The organism is Bradyrhizobium sp. CCGUVB14, from assembly GCF_024199935.1.
In the GTDB taxonomy this organism is placed as follows: Bacteria; Pseudomonadota; Alphaproteobacteria; order Rhizobiales; family Xanthobacteraceae; genus Bradyrhizobium.
Genome location: NZ_JANADS010000001.1, coordinates 2,274,102 through 2,297,897, shown reverse-complemented (window position 1 = coordinate 2,297,897; position 23,796 = coordinate 2,274,102). Strand labels below are relative to the sequence as shown.

The 23,796-nt window shown below is 58.1% G+C and carries 13 protein-coding genes, 3 pseudogenes and 1 riboswitch; of the genes and pseudogenes, 1 reads left to right on the top strand and 15 read right to left on the bottom strand.

Features of this window, described 5'->3' with window-relative positions; genetic code table 11:
- Window position 1 precedes the first annotated feature (1 nt).
- The 15 genes and pseudogenes from NLM32_RS10595 to NLM32_RS10530 all read right to left on the bottom strand — a co-directional run bounded on the left by NLM32_RS10595 (window position 2) and on the right by NLM32_RS10530 (window position 20,423).
- The gene (locus tag NLM32_RS10595; RefSeq protein ID WP_254135282.1) at window positions 2-3,439 is read right to left on the bottom strand and encodes an SbcC/MukB-like Walker B domain-containing protein; all 3,438 of its coding nucleotides are present in this window, start codon (window positions 3,437-3,439) and stop codon (window positions 2-4) included.
- Window positions 3,439-4,080, bottom strand: a complete 642-nt coding sequence (locus NLM32_RS10590) for a DUF4194 domain-containing protein (protein ID WP_254128940.1) — start codon at window positions 4,078-4,080, stop codon at window positions 3,439-3,441. Before NLM32_RS10590 ends, NLM32_RS10595 begins: the two co-directional genes overlap by 1 nt.
- The gene (locus NLM32_RS10585; RefSeq protein WP_254128939.1) at window positions 4,070-5,587 is read right to left on the bottom strand and encodes a Wadjet anti-phage system protein JetA family protein; all 1,518 of its coding nucleotides are present in this window, start codon (window positions 5,585-5,587) and stop codon (window positions 4,070-4,072) included. The genes NLM32_RS10590 and NLM32_RS10585 overlap by 11 nt, the downstream gene beginning before the upstream one ends.
- A 1,549-nt stretch (window positions 5,588-7,136) precedes the next feature.
- Complete coding sequence (locus NLM32_RS10580) at window positions 7,137-7,400, bottom strand: DUF3551 domain-containing protein (RefSeq protein ID WP_254128938.1); 264 nt, start codon at window positions 7,398-7,400, stop codon at window positions 7,137-7,139.
- 1,332 nt (window positions 7,401-8,732) lie between these two features.
- Window positions 8,733-9,297 (bottom strand): annotated as a pseudogene (locus NLM32_RS10575) (Ku protein); the annotation flags it as partial.
- Window positions 9,298-9,398: 101 nt separating this feature from the next.
- Complete coding sequence (gene groL, locus NLM32_RS10570) at window positions 9,399-11,039, bottom strand: chaperonin GroEL (RefSeq protein ID WP_254128937.1); 1,641 nt, start codon at window positions 11,037-11,039, stop codon at window positions 9,399-9,401.
- A 90-nt stretch (window positions 11,040-11,129) separates the two neighbouring features.
- Window positions 11,130-11,444, bottom strand: coding sequence for a co-chaperone GroES (gene groES, locus NLM32_RS10565; protein WP_254128936.1), 315 nt, complete (start codon window positions 11,442-11,444; stop codon window positions 11,130-11,132).
- Window positions 11,445-11,626: 182 nt separating this feature from the next.
- Window positions 11,627-11,779: pseudogene (locus NLM32_RS46325) on the bottom strand (efflux RND transporter permease subunit); the annotation flags it as partial.
- Window positions 11,780-11,878: 99 nt separating this feature from the next.
- A complete protein-coding gene (locus NLM32_RS10560; RefSeq protein WP_254128935.1) occupies window positions 11,879-12,709 on the bottom strand; it encodes a sulfite exporter TauE/SafE family protein in 831 nt (276 codons plus the stop codon).
- Window positions 12,710-13,003: 294 nt separating this feature from the next.
- Window positions 13,004-13,357: a hypothetical protein gene (locus NLM32_RS10555; protein WP_254128934.1), complete on the bottom strand. Its 354-nt coding sequence runs from the start codon at window positions 13,355-13,357 to the stop codon at window positions 13,004-13,006.
- 342 nt (window positions 13,358-13,699) lie between these two features.
- Complete coding sequence (locus NLM32_RS10550) at window positions 13,700-14,653, bottom strand: methyltransferase domain-containing protein (RefSeq protein ID WP_254128933.1); 954 nt, start codon at window positions 14,651-14,653, stop codon at window positions 13,700-13,702.
- A gap of 7 nt (window positions 14,654-14,660) precedes the next feature.
- The gene (locus NLM32_RS10545; protein ID WP_254128932.1) at window positions 14,661-16,013 is read right to left on the bottom strand and encodes a coproporphyrinogen-III oxidase family protein; all 1,353 of its coding nucleotides are present in this window, start codon (window positions 16,011-16,013) and stop codon (window positions 14,661-14,663) included.
- 498 nt (window positions 16,014-16,511) lie between these two features.
- Window positions 16,512-16,745 (bottom strand): annotated as a pseudogene (locus NLM32_RS10540) (IS3 family transposase); the annotation flags it as partial.
- A 141-nt stretch (window positions 16,746-16,886) separates the two neighbouring features.
- Window positions 16,887-18,494, bottom strand: a complete 1,608-nt coding sequence (locus tag NLM32_RS10535) for a carbohydrate porin (RefSeq protein WP_254128931.1) — start codon at window positions 18,492-18,494, stop codon at window positions 16,887-16,889.
- Window positions 18,495-19,514: 1,020 nt separating this feature from the next.
- On the bottom strand, window positions 19,515-20,423 hold the full coding sequence (locus NLM32_RS10530) for a TauD/TfdA family dioxygenase (protein WP_254128930.1): 909 nt from the start codon (window positions 20,421-20,423) through the stop codon (window positions 19,515-19,517).
- A 537-nt stretch (window positions 20,424-20,960) separates the two neighbouring features.
- A riboswitch (cobalamin riboswitch) is annotated at window positions 20,961-21,186 on the top strand.
- A 108-nt stretch (window positions 21,187-21,294) separates the two neighbouring features.
- Here NLM32_RS10530 and metE point away from each other — a divergent pair.
- On the top strand, window positions 21,295-23,625 hold the full coding sequence (gene metE / locus NLM32_RS10525; RefSeq protein ID WP_254128929.1) for a 5-methyltetrahydropteroyltriglutamate--homocysteine S-methyltransferase: 2,331 nt from the start codon (window positions 21,295-21,297) through the stop codon (window positions 23,623-23,625).
- Window positions 23,626-23,796 lie beyond the last annotated feature (171 nt).

The window sequence follows — 23,796 nt, the reverse complement described above, 5'->3', positions numbered from 1 at the left end:
CCTATTCTGCGGCCATCGCTTTGAGCTCGTCATCGGACATGCGATCGGGGTCCATCGCCTGGAGTTCTCTACGAGCTCGCTCCTTGAGCTCGGCCACCGTAACCCGAGCGTTTTCACCAATTCGATCGACTTCGATCACAGTATCGATATGTTCTAGAACGGCGATCCTCTTTTCGTTTGGCGCGGCAATGATGATCTGGAGACCGAGCTTCTTGTAAAAGCTCATCATCTGCCGTTGATTCTTTCCATCCATCTTCGAGAACGCCTCGTCGAAAATCGCCACCGACATGCCCGATGGACGTCCCGCTCCGGACTTCCCGCTACGGTAGACCGACGCGAGCGACGCTCCGATGGCCACATAGATCGGGACTTGTTGCTCGGCGCCCGACCCGGTTCCCCGGCGCGTCTCCCATCGCGTCGGTCGACCAGTAACGATGTCCGTCATGTGGATCTCGAAAGTGAAGAAGTTGCGGTAATCCTCGAACAGACCGAAATCCTTCTCCGGATCCTCGAGCAACGCCTCGATCTCCCGCAGCGTGTCGCGATGAGGAAAGTCGTCCGGAACCTCGTCCCCTTTGAACAGCATGTCGAGCGCCTCTGGCGAGGTCTTACCGATCTCGACGACCTTCAATATCGGCTGAAATTCGACCAGGCGCGTATGGTGAAATGAATACCGTTCGTTGTGGAACGGATGATCGGCCAGGCCGATATTCATGGCCGAGAGCTCGCGCTCCATCTTGCTGATACGCGACGTGAGAGCGTTGATGAACTCGCCTCGCAACAGCGTCTTCGCCTTATCGGCCGCCTCCGCCGCCTGTCTCTCGTACCGCCGTAGTTCGTTCTCCTCCATTTCCTGAATCAGCATCTCCATCCACGGTCGCACTTCCTGCAGAGGCTCACTCTCGGTCCCCACCTGCGACACGACGCCGAATTGGTCGAAATAATCTCCGAGCGCCTGTCGCATGCGACGCTCGATCTTGATCCGATCATCATCCGCCCCGGTCGCCGCTTTCGACGCTTCGAACGCGATCGTCCTGTGCCTATCCAGAACGGCTCGTGTCGATAGTTTTTCGAAACGAGACCGATAAGCCGCGCGCCCGGACTGCCGATCGTATAGCTTTCGATACTGCCCGTACGAAGCCCAGGCTACCCTTGCCCCCAGCTTCGAGCCCGAAGTCCCCTCTCCCGACTCGATGGTGTGCATCGCGATGTCGGCCGCCCTTGTGTGCTTACGATGCGCGTCCTCTTGCGGAGTCCTCTGTCCTGCACGATGCCGCTTCAGTTCCAACTGGGCTTGTCGTTTTTGCTTCAGGCCGCCGTCACCGGCGCCGTCCAACGCAGCGATACGTTGCTCGAATTCTTTCCGCTCCAGTTCCGACTTTTCGTAGTCCGCGACGATGGTTTTGAACGACGGCAGCTTGTCGTCGAAGATTCTTCCAAGCTGGACGTACGCCGCATCGGCGAACTTGGCCGCACCATCCGACCTTGCGTGCGCATCGGAAAGCTGTTCGGCCTGCTCCTTCAAATCGCGAAACGCTTGGGTCTGCGCCGCCTTGCCGATCTTGAAGTCAGAAGGCTCGGCCGCGCGGTGCGTTCGCACCAAACCATCGTCGTAAAGACCGTCCTTCATGATCGCCCGCCCGGGTTCGTTGAATTGGGCGATCGTATCCGCCAGCCGCACCGTCCCGTGCCTTCGGATGATGAACGCAATGGCATCCCGATCGTCGGACTTGAAAAGCGCTGGAAATGTTCCAGCACGCGGACCGGGACCGTTCGGATCGAGCTTGTTCAAGCTCACCAACGAAGCACGCCGGAATTCACGGCGTCCGTCTTTGAAGATGGCCGTGGCGCGAGCGATATCGGACCGATCGACGAAGACGGCCTCCCGGTCTCGGCCCAAGAGGCCCTCTGCCGCTGCCGTCCAGGCGACGTCCGATAGCTCGATGAGGTTACACAGCACGCGGGGCGACATCCCGGCTTGCCGCAACTTGAGACATAAGCGCTCCGTGTCTTCGTGCAGATAAATCGAACTTCCGCCGCTCGCATGCTGTCGAAGCCGCTCCTCGAGCAACAGTGCCCGGCCCTTTTCGTCCTCGGCCTTCCGGATCAGATCGCGGCGTGCTTGGTCGACCTTCATTACCAACACTCGGTCGGAGGCAATCAGTCGAATTTCCGCATCCAGCAAGCCACCGGTCGGCCGCTCGATCGACGCGCCGACCGCGGCCCGCGTCAGCCCGGAGATCAGCGGGATAAACTCGTCGAAGCCAAAATCCCTCATGGCGACCAGGGCCTGCAGAGAACGGACGGAATCCAACCTTCGCTCGAATTCGATGCTTGCACGGTGCCCCGCCTGCAAGGCGGAAGTCAGCGACTGAGAGAGCGCGCTGCGTCCGCTCTTTGCGTCGTGCTCGGAGATCGCAATGTCCAACCTTCTGATTTCGGCCTCGATCGCTCTCAAGTCGTCATCGATGAAATCCATCTCGGCCTTGGCCGCATCGCGCTTGGCCGCCTCCTCCGTGAACTTCGCGACTTCCGCGAGGTAGGCCGTACGTGCGCCGAACCAATTGGCACGTTTCGATATCCACTGTTCCAGAGCCTTGCGCTCGTGGGAGTCGGCAAGTTCCGCAAGAATGGCTTTCAGCGCCACCAGTGCCTCCAGCTTCTCTCGCATCGTCCGGATCGTATCGTTGATATTCCGGTAGGTTCGGATCGACTCCCGGAGCTCTCCCACCTTCATATTGTTCTTTTCGAGAATGTAATTGCGCACGAATTCGGTGGCGGTCTGATCGTGATCCAGCGTCATTGCGTTCACGACGGCCTTTTGAAGCGAGTTTGCGTTCTGCTCTCCGACGACGGAAGCATGCGGAACCAGCTTGCGCATATACTCTCGGACGTAGTCGATCGCCTTGTCCCGGTGATTGACGAGATTGTCTTGTCCGACGGCTGAGACGATCCTGTTGCGAACGTCGTCCCATTCTGCCGCAAATCGCTTGCCTTCCCTCACCTCGATGAAGTCCGCCGCCTTCAATATCTTGCCGGTGACGACGAAGCGGCCGAGGACGGTTTCGTTGGTCTCCGACCGGCGGGCCTCTATCGCCATTCCGATCGTGACCGGAGGCCGCTTGCCTTCGGTGTCTACGAATCCGAGACAAATGTAGGTGCGAGCCTGCTCTCTCTTGCGCTCATCCTCCCCCAAGGCGCCAAGGCAATAGTCCACGATGGTTCGCTTGGATGCGCTACGGCTTTTTCCCTTGTCGCCGGCGACCGCATTGAGCCGCTGAACGTTCTTGTTACCGCCGGTCAACACGACCTGGGCCATGTCGAGTATGGTCGACTTGCCCGACCTGTTCTCGCCGAAAACGCCCACATGGCCGGTCAGATCGAAATCTTCGACGTCGAAGAGGTGCCAATTGACCATGGATACATGACGCAACTCCATCACGATTCGTCTCCATCGACCATCTGGGGCACGCCCACCTCCTGAGATCGGACGTAGCGTTCGATCCGCTGCAGGGCGTCCGAACCGCTGATCAGCTTGATCATCGGACGGATCGCGACTTCGAAGTCCTGCGCCTCGCTGTCGAAATCTCCGACATCGACGAGGCTCCTTTGAGACGCTTCCTTCAATATCTCCCGAAAACGACCGAGCGAGATCGCGCCCGATCCGTTCGGTTGGACCATGTCTTTGTAGCGGTCGAACAGGTCGTTCACCGTCGTGACGACTATGGCGCGGTCTTCGACAGCGCCGACGTTGACTTCGTCCTGCCAGTGCGCGGCCAGCACCAGGACAACGATGGTCTCGTCGAGTTTCATGCGTGGCAGTGGCACGTCTTCACCGACAGCGACGATCCCGGCCCACTGGGCCGCGGTGTCCCGATGCACCCGGTAACCGCAACTGTCGAAGAATTCATCGATGACCGACCGAAAGCGGCCGTCCATGATCACATTGTAGATCGTACCGGTTCGCGGATCGCCGGCGAAGAGAAACTGCCGCCTCAACAGGAAATGCATTGCCTTCCTGAGGTCGGCAGCTTTTTCCGCACCCAAGCTGCGCTCGATCGCCTCGAATTCACTGAGCATGGCGGCGCCTCGCAGGGGCATGGCGCCGGACAATGAAATTGGAGCACCGGAGCCATTCGCTATCATGAGGGGGCGAGTCCGGCGCAAACTCCAATTCGAAATGAAGGCCAACCTCCGGCGGAATTTCGTTGGTCAAAACAAACCTACGAGCGGCATCGAAGGCAAGGAAATCGTCGACCGTCTCGAGTACCATAAATCGTGCTTCTCTCGTCCCCGCGACGGGCACCTGGGTTTCGAGGAAGCGTTGAACCTCCTTGGGGCCGGGCGCAATTCTCTCGATATATCGCCTGCGCAATTTCTTCCGGAGTTCGTGGAGGGGATCGTCGGGCCAATCGCCCAAGGGCTTCAGTTCGATAGATTTGCGCGGCTCGCGGCTCGGTGCATGGTGGAATTCCGACCACGGCGAGCGAAGCGGCTCGAGACTCCATTCGACGGTGGCGTTCGCGTGCCGCCCTCGCGCGATGAGCCCATCGAGCCGGCGCACCAGATCCCCTGCCCGTCCTACCAGGCCGCGGGTGCCGCGCTCGGCGTATTTGATTGTGTTGCGGACGCGTGCCTCGAGTTGGCGCCGGAAGGCCTCGATCCGTTCGAACATTTCGCCGATATGACCGAAGGTGCTTTCGATCGCGAGTAGATCGCTCTCGACATCTAGGTTGGCCTCCGACATCGATGGCGAAAGGCCCGCGGTGACGTACTCCTCGGAAAGCACCTTCATGGTCGCGGGCGTATAAGCAATCCGCCTCGCGAGATCGATGATGGTGTCCCTGAACCGGTAAGGATGATTGAACGTCAATATCGACTCAAAATCCCTCAGCAGAAGCTGCTCTACGAATTCCTCGAAGAAGGCCTCGAGCCGATCGCCAACCGTCTTGGATTCCATGACGGTACGGCGGATGCGTTTCAGGTCCGACAGGATGGCGCGTAGGCTCTTGGTGAATTGGTCGACCTGGTTGCGTGCCTCCCGCAGCGCCAGCGCGACCTGCCGTTGCTTCCTGTCGACGACCGTTGGATTGAGCTTCTCCACGGCCTCGAGATTCACACGGACGGTAACGATGAGGCCGCCGAACCTCTGAGAGACGTCCTTGTTCAGGCTGGCCAGACGTTGGATCACTAGAAGTGGTCCCATCGACATGTCGACGGTAACGCGTAGGCCGTACTCCTCCTCTTCGAGCCAGCCCCAAGCGACCAGCCGCTGATAGAGTTGGCGAGCGATGATCAGAGCCCGGTCCGCCGTCTCGGTCTTGCTCGCCGCGGCGCGCTTGATCCGTCTGCGCCCTGCGGACACGACCTCGGGCAGTGGCTCGCCGAAGTCGTCACTCTCGTTCCAAAGCGACGGATTGGCCCGCATCACGTCGTAAATTGCGTGCGTGACCTCTTGGGGAGTGGGAAAGGCCGGGGCTCCGGTGAAAAAGCGGTCGTGTAAGTCCAACAAGACGAGAGAGTAAAGATGCTTATGATCTCGCGAAAATGCTAGAAATAGATCGTCATTGAGGTGTCGGAACAGCAAAACGGCCCCCTCCCGGCAATCGCCCCGAACTACCGGGACGCACCGATATCGTTCCCTTTCCGTTCATGTTATCGGGACAAGCTGCGGTTGTCCATCCTTCGAAGGATTGCAGAGACCTTGGGTACCTAACCGCGCTTTCAGTCACCCTGTCCCGATGATTGGGAACACCCAAGTTCGTGTTGTAGCCTCGTGCCCGGACGAAACGCGAATGGCCGCGCCGCGCACGCTCTGTTTTCCGCTCGAAGGAGCTACACCGCTACACCAGGCAATAACTCGGCAATCAGAAGCCTTATCCGCTGCGTAGCGCGCAGGCGCAGTCGGCCTCTCACACGGTACACTCATGCCGTAGTGAGCTGTTAGGCAGCTATCAAGTCGCGCCGAAATCGAACAAGGAAGTAAGAAGTCTGCCACGCAGCCGTCTGTTGGCGCGGCGGATCGTCGGATTTACGACGAGGCATCTCTGAGCTGCAGAGACGAGATCCACTCCAAACCTTCCATTTAACGAGTCCAGCTAGCTGGCACGGTTGTTGCCAACCGATGAATGTCAACCAAATAGGACAAAACAATGTTGCGATTATCCGCGGTCATGCTGCTCGCGCTCCTGCTTCTCCGACCAGCGTTTGGCGAGCAATCCAACACTCTTATGCCCCGCAACCTCGGTGGCAGGACAATGACGGAGTTTGCTGGAAATTGGTCTAGTGAGGATCGGAGCGCCGGCATCATTACACGCATATTGATCGACCAGCAATTCGACAAAGCCCTTGTTCATGGGTGGAGCAGATGTCGTCCTACCGACTGCGATTTGGGTATTGCGTGGACGCTGAGTTCCGAGGCCTACTATGGAATCCTAGAAGTTGAATGGCACTCTAGGCCCTCAGTGATACGCGCAGACTTGGCGCTGTTAAGAGGTGATCGATTGCAAGTAAGAACGAAAGTTCACTTCACCGACGGCTCCGGCCGATCGGATTATACTTTCGTTGACTACCTTATCCGAGCACCCGAGGAGGCCTACCGCAAGAGCGATTACTCGCCAGCCACCGTCCTCAATACCGCAGGTTCATTGTTACGATCAAAAAGAGCGGCGGATCTGTCCTCGCTTTCGATCAGGTTATGTCCCTTGTTGAATGGGCTTGCTCGCTTCGTGTAAATTCGGCTCCGGCCCAACAGCGGATGGCAACGAGGCCAGAACCCTACGATCCATCAACTTGTATTGTTGCTTTTTTTCATAGTAAGCGACGCTTAAGACCGGCGATGGATTGTGGGATTTGGGCGAGGACGCTGGCGCTAAGACCGCTCAGGATTGTTCACAAAGAGACTTCGTCGGTTAGACGCTGGCGATCACTCCTGCGCTGGTTTGATTCGACAGCGATCGCGGCTGAGGCCCGTGAGAAATGGCTGAGCTTTCCCGGCTACGGCCACCGCGGCGATGGCCGCGCCGGGCGTTGGCGCGACATGCGCCCAACTATAGTTCGTTGCTGAGTTCGAATACATGTCTGATTTTGCGGGACTTACGCCAAGCACGCTCACCTCGCCTCGGCGGCGATTTCACTCAGCGCTGCAGACGTCCATGTCGCTCGAACGCGTAGATCGGATTGATGCCGCAATAGGCGTTTGTGCCGGATGCGCTGGTCATACACTGGCCGTAGGTCGAGAATTGGCAATTGCCCGGATAGCCCCAAATACGTCCCTGAAGGCAATAGAGGTCCTGCGGAGCGGAGGGCATGCGGCTCCCCTCCCGCGGAGCGGCGGTGGAACGCGGTCCAGGACAGACGATGAAGGAAAGCGCTAGCGCAAGAATGCAAAGATAACGCATGAGAGTCTAGCCTCCGTTGAGTCTTGCCGAGGATAGCGGATCCGCACGGCATAGTTTGATCTTAGTCAAAGGCAAATAGCCGACCGCGCTCACTGCCAGGACACTGTCCGAGAAGAGGTCACAATCGCACACGAAAGCTCTCATTTGCGTTCGCTGGGGCTCCGGTATCTGCTTTTTCGATAAAGAGCGCGCACTATTCCTGCTGCTTCGGCGATCAAATTGCATTTTTGCAGCGTCATGCGAAGCCTTCGCGTTGCGGACCGGCGAAGCTCAGTGGATATGGATAGGACGGCCAGCAATGCCGAATTGGTTTCGGTGCTCGAACCGTCGGTCCACAAGGCTCGATCCCACGACTTGTCTGATCGGTCACGCCTACGTGCTCAAATAAGGAGGGCGCCCCTCTCTATCGGAGCGGCGGGAGGATCGGAATGAAAAGCCTTTGGCTTTCGTCACACTTGATGTCGGCCTCGGCTCTCGTCTAAATTGACTGACTTCAATTTGGAGGTCGATGCTACAAATTACCTGATGCAAGGATAGCTTCGAACGGCAGAATCGGTATGGCCCGTGCCGTCGCGAGCGCCAGGCGATCCTCTGGACCACGAAAAGCTGCTGGCCGAGAAGCTGGCGACAGTGCGCATGGATGAAGATCCTTCCGACGCAACCTTGGCAACGCATTTCTGACGGGTGGCGTCGTCAATCACCACGCCCGCGTGCCGCCGAGGCTTATGAGCTGTTGGATAAGATCCGCGAGCTAAGACCGGCCACTGACAAGGACGATGGAGGCAGGTCCGCGTACGCTGCAATGATGTTTGTTCGATGCGCGCGGCAAATTTAGCGAAGCACTTCACGAGCATAGGTGAGGCGCATGCTCACCCATGCGCGAGCCGCGGCGGCGCTATTGTTCACGCTAGCTGAATGAAATCAGAATACGCTTAATTATCGCAGAAAGAAGCAGACCGCTAGCGAATCAAGCGGTATGCATAACCAACAAACCAGCATGTGTTTGGTGTTTTATGAACGAGGATTTCTATCGGGCTCGGGCTTCCTTGGTCCGCGACATTGCTGAGCAAGCTGATCCGTTTACCAGGCAACGTCTCTTGAAGCTTGCCGATCAATATGAAGTCAAGGCAGGCAACCCGTCACGAGCTTCACGCTCCATAGCGCGCCCCATTCCGCTTGCGCCTACGCAGCCACGTGGTAAGGCGTGACCGGCTATTCGCGACTGACGACGAACGGCGCATCGAGACGCGCATGAAACCCGACACTATCTCAGTCATGGGAAAGCTGACGCTCGCTGGTTAAGAATTCGAACGCAACCAGACTTCCGACGGCCTAGGCAGATTTGCGCTGGCTTGCCGACGGCTTTTTGGACACCGCCGCCTTCTTCGGCTTCTTGCTTTCAATCGGCATCAGCATTTCCTTCTGGTCGCTCGCTGCCTTGCGCGGCTTCTTCGCTGATTTCGCCGGAAGCGTTTCCTGCCCAACACTGCGGCGCAGCGCTTCCATCAGATCGACGACGCTCTCGCCGAGCGGCAGCTCCTTCGGTGTGATGGGTTTGCCCGCACGCTTGCTGTTGATGAGGTCGATGAGGGCCGCCTCATAGTGATCCTCGGACTTGTTCGGCTCGAAACGACCTGCTTTCTGGTTCACGATGGGCTTCGCAAGGTCCAGCATGTCTTTTGTCACTTTGACGTCCTGGATCTCGTCAAAAATACTCCTGCTGGGAACGCACTTCTTAGGGATAACGCAGCAGGTTGCCGACCAGACCTTTGTCGAGCGGTTTGAGCGCAATGATGTGCTCGCGATTGGTCAACACCACACGCCTGTGCATCTCCCCGATCGTCTCGCGGATGACGGCGAGCGCATCATGCCCCACCTTGCCATCCGGCCGCAGATATATCAGGCCAAAGCGACGCATGTGAGTGCGCCCCAACTAGAAAACCCCGGCAACTGCTGCCGGGGTTTTCGCATTTCGTGATTCGGCGTGAGGCGGCTGGATCAGAAGTCCATGCCGCCCATGCCGCCGCCAGGCGGCATGGCGGGACCTGCGCCGCCCTTCTTTGGCAGCTCAGCGACCATGGCCTCGGTGGTGATCAACAGCGCCGCCACGGAGGAGGCGTTCTGGACTGCAGTTCGCACGACCTTGGTCGGGTCGATGATGCCTTTGGTGACGAGGTTGCCGTACTCGCCGGTCTGCGAGTCGAAGCCGTAGGCGTACTGATCCTTCTCAAGGATCTTGCCGACGATCACCGAGCCGTCTTCACCGGCGTTGATCGCGATCTGGCGAGCCGGCCAGGACAGTGCCTTGCGCACGATCTCGACGCCGGTCTTCTGGTCGTCGTTCTTGGTCCGCAGCCCCTTGAGCGCTTCGGTGGCACGGAGCAGGGCGACGCCTCCGCCCGGGACGATGCCTTCCTCGACAGCCGCGCGGGTCGCATGCATCGCGTCATCAACGCGATCCTTGCGCTCCTTCACCTCGACCTCGGTCGCGCCGCCGACGCGGATCACCGCGACGCCGCCTGCGAGCTTGGCAAGACGCTCCTGGAGCTTCTCACGGTCGTAGTCCGAGGTGGTTTCCTCGATCTGCGCCTTGATCTGGGCCACGCGCGCCTCGATGTCGGCCTTCTTGCCGGCGCCGTTGACGATCGTGGTGTTCTCCTTGTCGATCATCACCTTCTTGGCGCGACCGAGCATGTTGAGCGTGACGTTCTCGAGCTTGATGCCGAGATCTTCCGAGATCGCCTGGCCGCCGGTCAGGATCGCGATGTCCTGCAGCATGGCCTTGCGGCGATCGCCGAAGCCCGGAGCCTTGACGGCCGCAACCTTCAGACCACCGCGCAGACGGTTCACGACCAGGGTCGCGAGCGCTTCGCCTTCGACGTCTTCCGCGACGATGACCAGCGGCTTGCCGCTCTGCACCACGGCCTCGAGCAGCGGCAGCAGCTCGTTCAGCGAGGAGAGCTTCTTCTCGTTGATGAGGATGTAGGCGTCGTCCATCTCAACGCGCATCTTGTCGGCGTTGGTGACGAAGTAGGGCGAGATGTAGCCGCGGTCGAACTGCATGCCCTCGACGACGTCGAGCTCGGTCTCGAGCGACTTGGCTTCCTCGACGGTGATGACACCCTCGTTGCCGACCTTCTTCATGGCGTCGGAGAGGAACTTGCCGATCTCCTGGTCGCCGTTGGCCGAGATGGTGCCGATCTGGGCGATCTCCTCGTTCGAGGTGACCTTCTTGGTATTCTTCTCGAGATCCGCGACGACGGCCTCGACGGCGAGGTCGATCCCGCGCTTGAGGTCCATTGGGTTCATGCCGGCGGCAACCGCCTTGCCGCCTTCACGGACGATTGCAGCCGCGAGCACGGTCGCGGTGGTGGTGCCGTCGCCGGCCGCGTCAGCGGACTTGGAGGCGACTTCGCGCACCATCTGCGCGCCCATGTTCTCGAACTTGTCCTCGAGCTCGATCTCCTTGGCGACGGTGACGCCGTCCTTGGTGATGCGGGGAGCGCCGAACGACTTGTCGAGCACGACGTTGCGGCCCTTCGGACCGAGCGTGACCTTCACGGCGTTGGCAAGGATCTCGACGCCACGCAGCATGCGGTCGCGGGCGTCGACGCCGAATTTCACTTCTTTGGCTGACATATTGGTTTCCCTGAGTTGTCTTGGTCTCGTCTCACCCTTGGCGAGGCGCCCGGCAGGCGCTCCTCAGGGGTGAGCGGTGCGAGCGGTGGATTAGGCGGCCTTAGTGTTGGAAAACACGTGAGTGAGAACGCCCAAGATGTCGCTTTCCTTCATGATCAACAGCTCCTGGCCGTCGATCTTGACCTCGGTGCCCGACCATTTGCCAAACAGCACGCGGTCGCCAACCTTGAGGTCGATCGGGATCAGCTTGCCGCTTTCGTCGCGGCCACCGGGGCCAACGGCGATGATTTCGCCCTGCGAGGGCTTTTCCTTGGCAGTGTCGGGAATGATGATGCCACCAGCAGTCTTCTCTTCTGCATCAATGCGCTTGACCACGACGCGGTCGTGAAGCGGACGGAAATTCATGCAGCTCTCCTAGGTATTTGCGTGAGTTGACGGTTTCCCAGTTGCCAGCAATCGAGGCCCGCGAGTGCCAGCATGGGCGAGCTTGAAATAGGACGGTTTTCCTTAGGAGCAAGAGTTCGGAGTAGAAAAAAGTATGCTACTTCGTTGCCCGATCTGCCAGTTCGCTAACGGTAAGAGGCCGCGACCATCGCTGCCGTGGTCATTAAGATTGGACGGAACCGGACGTGCGCCACTATCTCGATAACCGAGCGGCGATCGAGTCTCTCTCCTTGAGCTGGAAGCTGATTGGCGAACGCGACCATCAGGATACCATGCTTGGAAATCAGCCCGACTAGCTGTCAATAGCCCGTTGCCTGGGCCTCGTCAGCGTCAAGCAGAATCCCGGCATGTGGCGAGCAGCCTCCGAGTTAGATCCAAGATTCGAGCTCATGGTGTTATGTCGTAGCAAGGACCATAAGCAGGATCCCCGCGGCCGCAAGTACAACAGCGATTACGTAGCGCGTTGTGGTTTCCGACAGCCAACGAAGACCGATCGTGGTCCCTATCATCGCCCCTGTGACGGCTCCCAGTGCGTATAGCCATGTCTGCGGTGAAGGCAACTGTCCAGCGTAAATCGCGCCCACCAAGCCAACTGCGGAGTTCACCCATATAAAAGGGGCAGACAAAGCTGCTGTCTCTTTGGGTGAAGCCCAACGCATTGCGATAAGGACAGGCGCGAGAAAAACGCCGCCCCCGACGCCAGTGAGTCCCGAGACGAGGCCGATACCGGCTCCTGTCGTAATTGCGCCCCACAACGGCGTCTCACCATCAGGGATCGCTCTCCTAGATCGCCCAATCAACAAGATCGCAGCCGCGACGAGAAGGGCGACACCGGTGATAGCATCATAGAGATGGGGAGACAGGATTGTGTTTCCTCCAATCAGCGCAGTTGGCACCGAAGCGATTAGAAAGAGCTTCAACCTCTTCCAATCAATAAACCCACCGCGATTGAACAGCCATGTCGAATACGTGGCGGCAACGATGTTGAGCAACAACGCCGTCGGTCGCATCTGAGTTGATGGAAACGATGCAAGGGCCATGAGGGCAAGAAACGCGGTACCACCCGCCTGCCCAACAGTCGCGTAAAGAAGGGAGATGATAGCGAAGAGAATTGTCAGCATTGCAATCGGCAATTCAGCGTTCTGAGCAGCGGTGATAAGAAGCTTCCCTATCCAGATGGATTTACGAATGCGAGGAACGATTGGTTGATTAACGCACCGCTGCATGGCGGTGTCCGGAGTCTACACCGAGCAGTTCAGACCAAAGAGCCCACCAGCGGCATCTTTCTCTTTAAATGTCGGCGAAGATGTGGACAATCACTCAGTCGGGGCGAGATGAGTTTCTCGATCGCCGCGACGAAGCTGCATCCAACGGCTCGCCCTCGCTCATCGATACCGGCCCAACAGCATTCCGGGCCATTGTTGCGGATGCGACAATGTAAGTTGGGTTTCTGTCAAATCGCCGGGACCTCACCGCAATCGCAGCATCGAGCGAGGCGAACGCCCGCGCGGGATGCATGGTCAGACGCTGTATGCGAAGTACAGGTCTTCATTGTAGTCGTATACGTGGGCTTCATCGCCTGCGACATTCACAGAGAAGTAGGATGACGTATCGTGGTCGAAGCCGCCGTAGACACCGGAGCTCTTCGGCTTGAGCATCAAATGCGAACGTTCACCATGGTGGTACAGGTTCGGCAAAGTACCGGTTACGTAGCAATGCCTGCCGTAGTCATAACCACTGACTATTCCTTCTTGTACCGACACACTGATCCTGGAAGATGCGGAGACTTCGTAGTCGTGCACGCGCACAATTGCGCGCCCAAACGTGTGGGCCAACGCAACCGCAGCCGCAGCGGCCCGAACGTGCGCCTTCATATGCCCTCCTCTTGATGGATTTTAGAAGCGGAGCGGCCCGACGCCTCGATGTGATGCGCCGGCCCGCCCCTACATCGCCGGCGAGTTCGGCAATGCTTCCTTGAACGAAGCAAGCAGTGTGCCTAAGCCGGACTGGCGCTACTGCAAGCGGTTCTGCGAGGTCTGCCCTGCCCCAACACTTCGCCGCGAAAGCCATGGACGATATTTCAGTCGCGACCTGGACATACTTATGCGTGGGCTCGACCCGCGATGGCACGTCGGAAACTCCCGCCAGGAAAGCGTAAGAGCAGAGCCACGACGTTGCTCTGCGGCCAAGATCCCAATGAGAATTTTTGTTGAAGCTTACGCTTCTCGAATGCTCAAGCGCTTCGGGGGCGTGAAATATCGATATTTGCCCGTGAGCGTTCTGTTAACGAACTGAAGACCGTGATCGCCATAGAACACATCCTCGCGCGCGTAGCCGTCGGCTATGGCCCCCTGATTGTTGCCTCCGACTGTCTTGCGGTTAGTCGACACCCCATAGCTGGCCGATGGCGAGCCGAACATTTCAAGTATGGCATCGCGCGGTGTGCCCAGTTTCAACCTATCAAACTGTTTGGCAGGAATCATCCCGGTTGCCTTGATGGGCTCAGCTCTCATTCGCGGGAGATCTTCAGATCCGATGGGCCTACGAACCACAACTTTCTCGATGCAGTGCGAATGAATTGGTATGCCAGGATGCGAATCCCACTTAATGTAGTGATCGGACCGTAAGATCTCCCAACCGGCTTCTGTATAGATGGCCTCCAGCTCTCCACGTGCGAACGACTTTTTGTGGCCAGTTGCCAATCCCTCCTTAGGGATAGGATGATCTGGTTGATCGAGCGTGTTGGTGAAGCAATGAAATCCTCCAGGCCGCGTTCGATCGACCAGGGCTGCGACGAGTGGTTTCCAGACGGTCCGTTCCGTGAAATGCAAGACCGAATGCGCAATGAAGACGTCGAGGTAAGGAGGGGGCTGGAAATATTCAACAGCAGCCACACCGCTTGTAACCTTCACGGCAAGATGGTTTGCGAGCCGATTCAGCTTGGAGATAGCGGCTTCAGATATATCGGTCGCGATAACCTGATGACCGAACTGAGCCAAATAGAGAGCGTTGCGCCCCTCGCCGCAGCCAAGCTCGACAACCACACTTTCCGCACGGAGTGCTGGCGCGATCTCGAAGATTTCCGGGCTAGGACCACCCATACATGAAACGTTGTGGTCGGCGTAGCCTGCATCCCACCAAAACGGTGAATGTCTCGCCTCGTCTTCCATACTGCCCTCATACTGCCTGATATTGCTCCTCAAGGGCAATCATCCTGTTGGAATAGAACGTTCGGACCATAATGCTCGAATACTTGAACCCTTTATGAGTAAGTCGATAAACATCTCCATCTGCCGAATTGACGAGGTGCAAAGACTCGAGCGCCTTCAGTTCTTCGCCAAAGTCCACTGCCAGTTCCCGCCCGAATAATTCAGCGTAATCTTTTCTGCTTAAGGCCGACAATGTGAGGCCAAGCAAGACGTAACGACGCACAAGCTCGTCCGGAGGCAGCTTAATTCCGTGCGATGCTATTGCCTCGGGATCGAACGGGCGATCCGAAAAGGCCTTGATAATTCGCGAAGTCGCACTCCGGTCTACGGCATAGTCCGTACTATAGTGATATTGGCCGAAATGGCTTCTGGCGCCAGCTCCCAATCCTAGCAGGGGCGTTCCCTCGAAGTCCGACACCTCCTGCCGATAGGCATGGTCGCCTGTGATCCTGGTGAAACGTGTAAAGGATTCCTGGCGGTAGCTTCTAGCTTCCATCAAAGCAGCGTTCTGATCGTAGACTTCATACTTTTCCGATTCAGAGAAAAACAATTCAGGATTGTTCGTTTTCGACGCAATGATGTTCGTCATCGGACGAACAACAACGGGATAAAGAGAAACTGTCTGCGGCTCATAGTCGAGCACGCGGCCAAGCGAGAAGATCCAGGAGTCGCGGCTTTGGCCACGCAGGCCGTAAATCAGATCAAGGTTGACGTGAGGAAAGCGCTTGATGACGGCTTCGATTGCAGCTTCTGCAAACCTGACCGAATATGGTCTTCCGCAGTTCGCAAGTTCGTCCGACTCCATGCTTTGGATGCCCATGCTCATTCTATTGACGCCAAGCTCCTTCAAGCGATCCAGAAGGTTGTTATTGAAGGAGTCCGGCGCGGCCTCCACCGTAATCTCACATCGCCGGCTTCGTTTTGGAAATGCAACGTCGAGGGCGGCGAAGAGCTCGCCGAACTGATGCTGTGTTAGCAGCGTTGGGGTGCCGCCGCCAAAATAGATACTGACGACTTCTCGATCTCCGAAGTACTCTCCATATCGAGCGATGTGCTCCACCAATCGAGCAACGTAAGCCCCCTGGGTGGCCTGTCTATTGCGCGTTGTAAGAAAGAGCGTGCAATAGGTGCAGCGGTAGCGACAAAACGGAATATGAATATAGATGTTGATTTGCTTTGAGCGACTGGCCTGCTCAACAACATCAGTTATGCGGAGTGGCTGCGGGAGAACCCGATACGATCGCTTCGAAGGATAGCCATAGACATAGGTTGGAAGCTCCTTTTTCTCTATCTTCGTCCGAAGAAATTCCAGACGATCCATGACATAAATCCCTCAGTCGCCGTGCATGACCTGAGCGTTATGGACGCCTAGCCCAACCACTAGGATCGCGCGATCGCTCCTGCCGGCGCGCAGCGAGAGAAATTCAAGAGTTGTGCCAACCTTGCTGGAAGAGCCCAGAGAAAGTTCGTTCTCCATTTTTTCAATGACTTAACCGCGAGCGCTTGCACCGCTCGTTGTCCGAACATCACAGCGTCTTGGAAGCGACGACCCGACAACAGGGGCAGGATACCTCTTGAGAGCGGCAACGATCGTGCAGCGGTCCAGGACCGTTGCAAGATGAATCCGCTTCGACAACGGGTTGTGAACGCCTGATTTGGCGCGGCAATAGGGCGTTACCTGACGAACCCAAGCCGATTTCTGGAAACCAGTTTTCGGGGCGGTTAGCACAAGGGGTAACCGAAATCGTGCGGCGGCCATCAGCTAGCCCGGCCATCGGCGTCGGCACCTCAACCGACCATGATCCGCATCCGGGCCTATTTCCCGGACCTTCAGGTTCTCGGCCATGTCGGTCGGAACGCGGGCCCGCAGCCCACTGTCAATCTCGGCCTTCTTTACCCCGTCATGCAGCGTCTGCGGCGTGCAGCCGATCTTCGCTGCAATCGATGTCACTGCCGTCCAGCGAGACGGGTGCTCGCTGACATGATCCAGAACCATCCGGACCGCTCGGGCCCGGACCTCGGGTGAAAACTTGTTCGTCGTCTTGCTCGTCATGGCTCCATCCTCGCAGGAATTGGAGCCTCCGGCAAACCCCGGGCGGTTCACTGCTCTTTCTATGTAGTGGCGCACTAGCGGCCATGTCGCCCTTCACGTGGCGAGCATAGCGGACACAGAAACCATCAAAGTTCTCGAATCTTAGAAGAACATCGACGTGGACACCAACAAGTTCAACGCATGTCCCGTACGGGGGGTGTATGTGATGCTTGCCGGATTATTGATGTATGTCAGTCCCAAGCTTGAGTATATCCCGGGTGCCAGATGCGCCGTGTATGTTCCAGAAATCGCCGTACTGTCGCGATGCGCCAAATGGCCCTTGGCCAAGGCAGCATCCACTGCGATGTAGCTCCACGCAGTGTTGGTGGCAACAATAGCAATCTGATCGTGCGGCCGGCTATCAAACAGCCCCTTCGCATAAAGACGAAGCTCATAGTACTGACTGACCCGATTTAAGTCAGGCGGCGCGTACATGACGGAAATTCCCGCATAGATGCCACGAGCTGCCAAGCCTTGGGCATCAGCCTGCCATAGCTGCCTGTCCGCGGCGATGTAATAGATGCTATTGCCGCTGGTTCTCGGTTGAGTCGGATGCTGCAAGTCCGAGGAGCTGCTATTGTTGACTCCGGCACCAGCCCGCAACCAAGTCTCGGGCAAGCCTGGACCAGCCTTGTTCTTGTAGCCGGTTTCGTCGAGAAAGAGAACGCCCGCGTTGGTCGTGCTCCAGTTCAAGCCGGTCGGATTTTCAGCGATCTGCGCAGATTGGCCGTCTGGACTGAGTGAACGCTGTATTGAGGCTTTATTGTAGAAGCGATCATCAAAATTGTACTTCAAATTGAGAGCTGGCGTCGGGGCCGCGTTGTTGCTTATGCCTGCTTGGTACAAGATATTCGATGATGCTCCAAACACGTTGACTGCTGCGTTCCCTCCGACCACTGTGCCTACGAACTCATTTATGTTCCTGAGGTAACCGAATTTGAATTCGAGCTTCCCGTCGAAAGCGGTCTGATAGTAAGCAATCGTATTGATCCCTACTCTATCTGGCCCGCCAGGCTTCCATGTCCAATATTGCTGCTCGGCTCCCACAATGATCTGACCATCGGGAATCCCAAAGCGGCTGAGATCGTACGTCGCGATCACGAAGTTTAAGGTATTAAACGTCGGGTTCTGGCCGACATATAGCTGATCGCGGATGGGGCTTCTCGCTGCATTCGGCAATTGATTGACTACGAAGGTATTTACTGTCCCGCCGACATAGCCGATCCCGACCCCTCCCAGTGCAGATCTAACGCCGCCGCAATCCTGATCTATCGTATCGGCCGGCCCGGGAATATTGAGCCACATACCTTTTTCCTGGAGGTGCACGAACTTTGCAAGGGGGCCGGTCTTCTCCTGAGTTCCATTCTTCGCAGGCAGAGCCGCGCCGTCGGATGTTGGCGCAAGTAAAATCGTATTCTGTGCGGGCGCTGCGCTAGTGATGAGGCGCCCGGCTCGTTGCGACCGGCCGCTTCGGGATTTGATAGCCGCCAGCGTCTTCTCTTGAATTCTTTTCGGCGCAATCTCACTCGCAGTGTCGTTTTTGGAGTTAGACTCATTGGCAGTTTGTGCTCCCGCCCCGACCGCACTCGCGGCGAGAGACAGTGCAACAGCAACCCATCTCTGCGCGCTCGCTTCATGAAGCTTCTTCTTCAGCGCGTGAACCGCGCGACAAATCAACTGACGAGCCCGAAGCCACGAGACCTTTAACACGAGAGTGCACGACGAGCGCGCAAGACAGTTTACCCTCGGCTTCCATGAAACGAGAGAGATTGCCGTAGAAGTCGACCCCATAGCTGCAGATGACGAGACAGCAGATTCATCAGGCCGCTTGCGGCCAGACCCATATCGCATCCCGACTTCCTTAACGTGAGCGGCACCACTTTTATTGACGCACGATTGCCATGTGCCCGCCAGTTACATCAATTGCCAAGGTTGGTAGGTGACCGGGAGCAAGGCGCTGCCTATCAATGCGCGTGCTCAATTTCCAACGGCCTGCGCGATCGATTGGATACTCGCTCTTTCCACGGCGTTCCGCGCGCCGAGAGGTGGATGTAACAGCCATTTCAGGACGTTGGCTCGTTTACAGACACTGAGACGCGAAAAGCACGCTCTTGGCGTCGTCGCCACGAAGTCGTCGGATCGTCCGCTGGAAGAGGTTGGCTTTCCCGCTCATAGCGCGCTTCGCAAAGACACGGGATCGACCACCGCGGAAACGCTTGCAGAGCGGCAACGCGGTGTTGTTGACCGCGCAGTAAGTTCGCGGGGATAGACGACACCCTCAGTCTGCTGAATAGCTGTGGATTGGACGGCATTTTTGACTCGCCCAAGACGAACGGCGCGAGCTGACTCTGGTTCAGAAGGGACGGGGCTCGGCAGGTCTCGAGGCCAATACGCAGGAGAAAGCCGATCTCGAGACGCGCAGGAAACCTAAGGGGAGGGCATTCCTTCGAAAGCGCCCCTGTGGCGAAGCGACAAAGCCACGTTCCGCCTCTTGCGGTTCACTCATTTGCAGCTCTACTCAGCTCAAACAACCCGATGCAGCCTCTCCGGGAATCCAAGCCGCTCTTGGGTTAAGAGCTGGCACGATGGCTTTCAATGACACCATTGAATGCGATGGCGGACCGAGCTGCCGAATGCTGCATACAGGGATGGATGGCAATGGTAGAGGCTGCATCGCCGGACCGACGTCAATCCAGTTGACCGGCTAGACTAGGCAACCTTCACGGTCGGCTATTTTGCTGTCTTGATGCGCGTTACGCTGCTCTGACCATCGATGCTGACGGGTACCTCGCCCACGACGGTGGCGCGTCGAACGACCCGATGCTGATCGCCATAATCGTTCACCGCGTAGTGTTGTGTGGCGCGATTGTCCCACATCGCCACATCGCCTTCCTTCCAACTCCAGCGCACGGTGTTTTCGAGCGCAGTGATATGAGACTGAAACAGATCAAACAGCTTCTGGCCGTCGTATTTCGGGACGCCAATAAAACGTTGCACCAGGGCGCCGAGGAGTAGCGTGCGTTCGCCGGTCTCGGGGTGGACGCGCACAACTGGATGCTCAGTCTGATAGATCGTTTTTGTGAAGACTTCGTCCAAGTGCTTCTTGTCGAGCTCGCTGGCGCGGGGCATTATCGCGTAGTCGAAGGCGTTGCTGTGCACGGCCCAGAGCTTGTCCGCAAGCCGTTGCAGCGGCGGTACCAGGTCGAGGTAGGCTGTAACGGTGTTTGACCAAACCGTATCGCCACCGAACGGTGGCATCACGACGCCTCGCAGCACCGCGATCTTAGGGTAGCGGTCGACGAAGGTTCCATCGGTGTGCCATAGGTCGGCCCGGCTACCGGCGCGGACCGAGTCAAGCTCGACAATCGACGCCGTCCCCTTAATGGCACCGAGCGTCGGATGACATGCCGGACTTCCGAAACGAAGAGCAAAACGTTCCTGCTCGGCGTCATCGAGATGACCCTGGTCGCGAAAAAAGACCACCTTATTCTCGAGCAGCAGCTCGTTGATTGCGGCGATCGTCTGGTCCGGCAGATCGCCCGACAGCTTGATGTTTCGGATTTCCGCTCCGATGCGCGCTCCCCGTTTGACGATGTCGGCGCGAGGAATGACATTGTCCGACAAGTCCGTTGCACTCATAGCGGCACTCTCCAAATTCGCGCCTTGTTCGCCAGGCCAGCTATTCAGCTGCGATAGGAGCTGTCGAACGCCAGATTGCTGGACCGCATAGCGGGATCCGCCAAACTCCACGGTGACGGCGACGAGCCCCCTCGTGCACTCTTTACGGGGTCTGCGACAGGTGAGGTGTGGCCTACGTGACGGTCTTTCATCCATGATTGACCGATCTGCCGGTTCGATCAATTGCTAACATTGGTAGTTGACCGGGGCACAAGGGTTTACTTCGCTTGACGATCGATGCAGAAATTGCCGCCCGTGCCGAGCGAGCAAGAAACTCATGACGTTGGAGAAGGACATGAGAACGCTTGAGATCGGAAGGACAGGGCAGCCAAGCCTATCGACAACAATGGCCGTCAGGGGCGCTGGTCAACTTTGGCTTTGCACCCTATCGTCAAGCTGTTCGTTTGGAGTGACCTCCATTGTTGAGGCCGTATTCTCGGAAGCATGCCGCAGAAGAGGCGGTCCTCCTCCGAGGTTGACGCACCGCCTCGGTTGCGGATAAATCGATGACGTCGAGGTTCTCCAGGTCTCGCTCGATCTGGAGCTAAGAGGGAAGCCGGTGCACTCACGATCCATTCAGGATTGAAGTAATGCCGGCGCTGCCCCCGCAACTGTAAGCGGCGAGTCCGCATCCATACGTGTCACTGAAGCAGATGCTTCGGGAAGGCCGGATGCAGACGATGACCCGCGAGCCAGGAGACCTGCCCCGACAACATAAACGTCCACGGGCGGGGTGTCCGGTGGTACGCCAAGCAGCAGGCGCTTTCGCGGCCCTCCTGCCCGCGTCCGCCATGGCCTTTGCCCCCACCATCACCATAATGGGGTTAAAGCTATGTCTCTTCTCTCACTTCCTGCCGCAACTCTCGGCATGCCACGTATCGGGCCGCGCCGCGAACTCAAGTCGGCACTCGAAGGCTACTGGGCCGGCAAGATCAGCTGCCGGCAACTTCTTGAAGCGGCGGCCGGTCTTCGTGTCGCCAACTGGGCGCGTCAGCACTCGCTTGGCGTCACCGTCATCCCCTCAAATGACTTTTCACTCTATGATCAGGTTCTCGATACGAGCGTCATGGTGGGCGCCATTCCCGAGGCGTATGGCTGGAAGGTAGGTCCGGTCCCGCTGAAGACCTATTTCGCCATGGCGCGCGGCTCTCAAGGCGGGGAGCATGAAGCAAGTAGCAGTCACCCCCATGACGCCGGCGGGGTCGCCGCGCAGGAGATGACCAAGTGGTTCGATACCAACTACCATTACATGGTGCCCGAATTCCATAAAGGTCAGACCTTCAGGCTCTCCTCGCGAAAGCCGATCGAGGAATATGAGGAGGCCAAAGCCCTTGGCTATCAAACGCGTCCGGTTCTGGTAGGACCGGTCACCTTCCTGAAGCTCGGCAAGAGCGCTGATCTGGCGTTTGATCCGATCTCGCTGCTCGATAGTCTCCTGCCAGTCTATGTCGAGGTTCTCAAGGAACTGGCAGAACGCGGAGCCGAATGGGTCCAGCTTGACGAGCCGTGCCTGGTGCTTGATCTCGACGAGACCACGCGGAATGCGCTTCAGCGCGCTTATGGCTGTCTCGCCAAGGAGGTACCTGACATCAAGGTCATGCTGGCCACCTATTTCGGGGCGATCGGCGACAACCTCGCGACCGGTCTGGGCCTGCCTGTGGCTGGGCTGCATGTCGATCTTATCCGAGCTCCCCAACAATTGAGCCAGATTGAATGCGGCGCCCGCGCCGACCTCGTGGTTTCGCTCGGCGTCATCGATGGCCGCAACGTGTGGCGTTCTGACCTATCGGCACTGATCGAGCGGTTCAAACCCGTCATTGCAAAGTTCGGCAGGGATCGCGTGCAGCTCGCGCCCTCCTGCTCGCTCCTGCATGTCCCAATCGATCTTGAGCTCGAGACCGATCTCGATCCGGACGTGAAGAGCTGGCTTGCCTTCTCGGTGCAGAAGATCGGCGAGCTCACGATTCTCGCGAGGGCGCTCGCAGGCGAGGCGAGTGTCGCAGCCGCGCTGACCGCATCCGATCTTGCGGCGACGGCGCGCGAGACTTCCCCGAAGATCCACGACGCGATCGTTGCACAGAGAATGGCGACGATCGACGACGCCATGCGTCGCCGAACCGGCGCCTTTGCCAACCGCGCAGAGGTCCAGCGCAAGCGCTTTGGTCTGCCGGCCTTTCCGACGACGACGATCGGCTCGTTCCCGCAAACCGCCGACGTTCGCAACGCTCGCGCCGCTCATGCCAAGGGCAAACTGACGGACGCGCGATACGAGCAATTCCTCAAAGCGGAGACGGCCCGTACGGTGCAGTGGCAGGAAGACATCGGCCTCGACGTGCTCGTGCATGGCGAATTCGAGCGCAACGACATGGTGCAGTATTTCGGCGAGCAGCTCTCCGGCTTCGTGTTCACCCAATACGGCTGGGTGCAGTCCTACGGCTCGCGCTACGTTCGCCCGCCGGTTCTGTTCGGCGATGTCTCGCGACCGAAGCCCATGACTGTCGAATGGTGGCGCTACGCGCAATCGCTGACCAAAAAACCGATGAAAGCAATGATTACCGGACCGGTGACGATCCTGAACTGGTCATTCGTCCGCGATGACCTACCGCGCAGCGACACCTGCCGCCAGATCGCGCTTGCGATCCGCGACGAGGTCGGCGACCTCGAAAAGGCTGGCGCGACCATGATCCAGATCGACGAGGCCGCGCTACGCGAAGGCCTGCCGCTGCGCCGATCCGACTGGAAGGCCTATCTCGACTGGGCAGTGGAAAGCTTCCACATCTGCTCCTCCGGCGTTGCAGATGCGACGCAAATCCACACCCACATGTGCTATTCGGAGTTCAACGCCATCATCGATGCAATTGCCGCGATGGACGCAGATGTCATCTCGATCGAGACGTCGCGTTCGAAGATGGAGCTACTCGACGCGTTCACGGCCTTCAAATACCCCAACGACATCGGTCCCGGCGTCTATGACATCCACTCGCCGCGCGTTCCCGAAGCCACTGAGATCGGAGATCTCATCGCCTTGGCCCGCCAACGCCTGTCGGACTCGCAGCTCTGGATCAATCCTGATTGCGGCCTGAAGACCCGCAAATGGGAGGAAGTCCGCCCTGCGCTCATCAACATGGTCGCGGCGGCGCGCGAACTTCGCGGGGGGCCTTGATGCAAGTGCGAGCTCGGTAGTTAGGAGTTGCGGAGTGCCGATTCGTTTCTGGATCAAATGCCGGACCTCCGCGCAAATCACATTTCCGCCGAGCGAGCGGTCGCGCCCATTGCAGCCTCTCTGGGGTCGCCCGGCAGCGAGATGCGCGGGCCCGGCCGATTGCATCTGCCA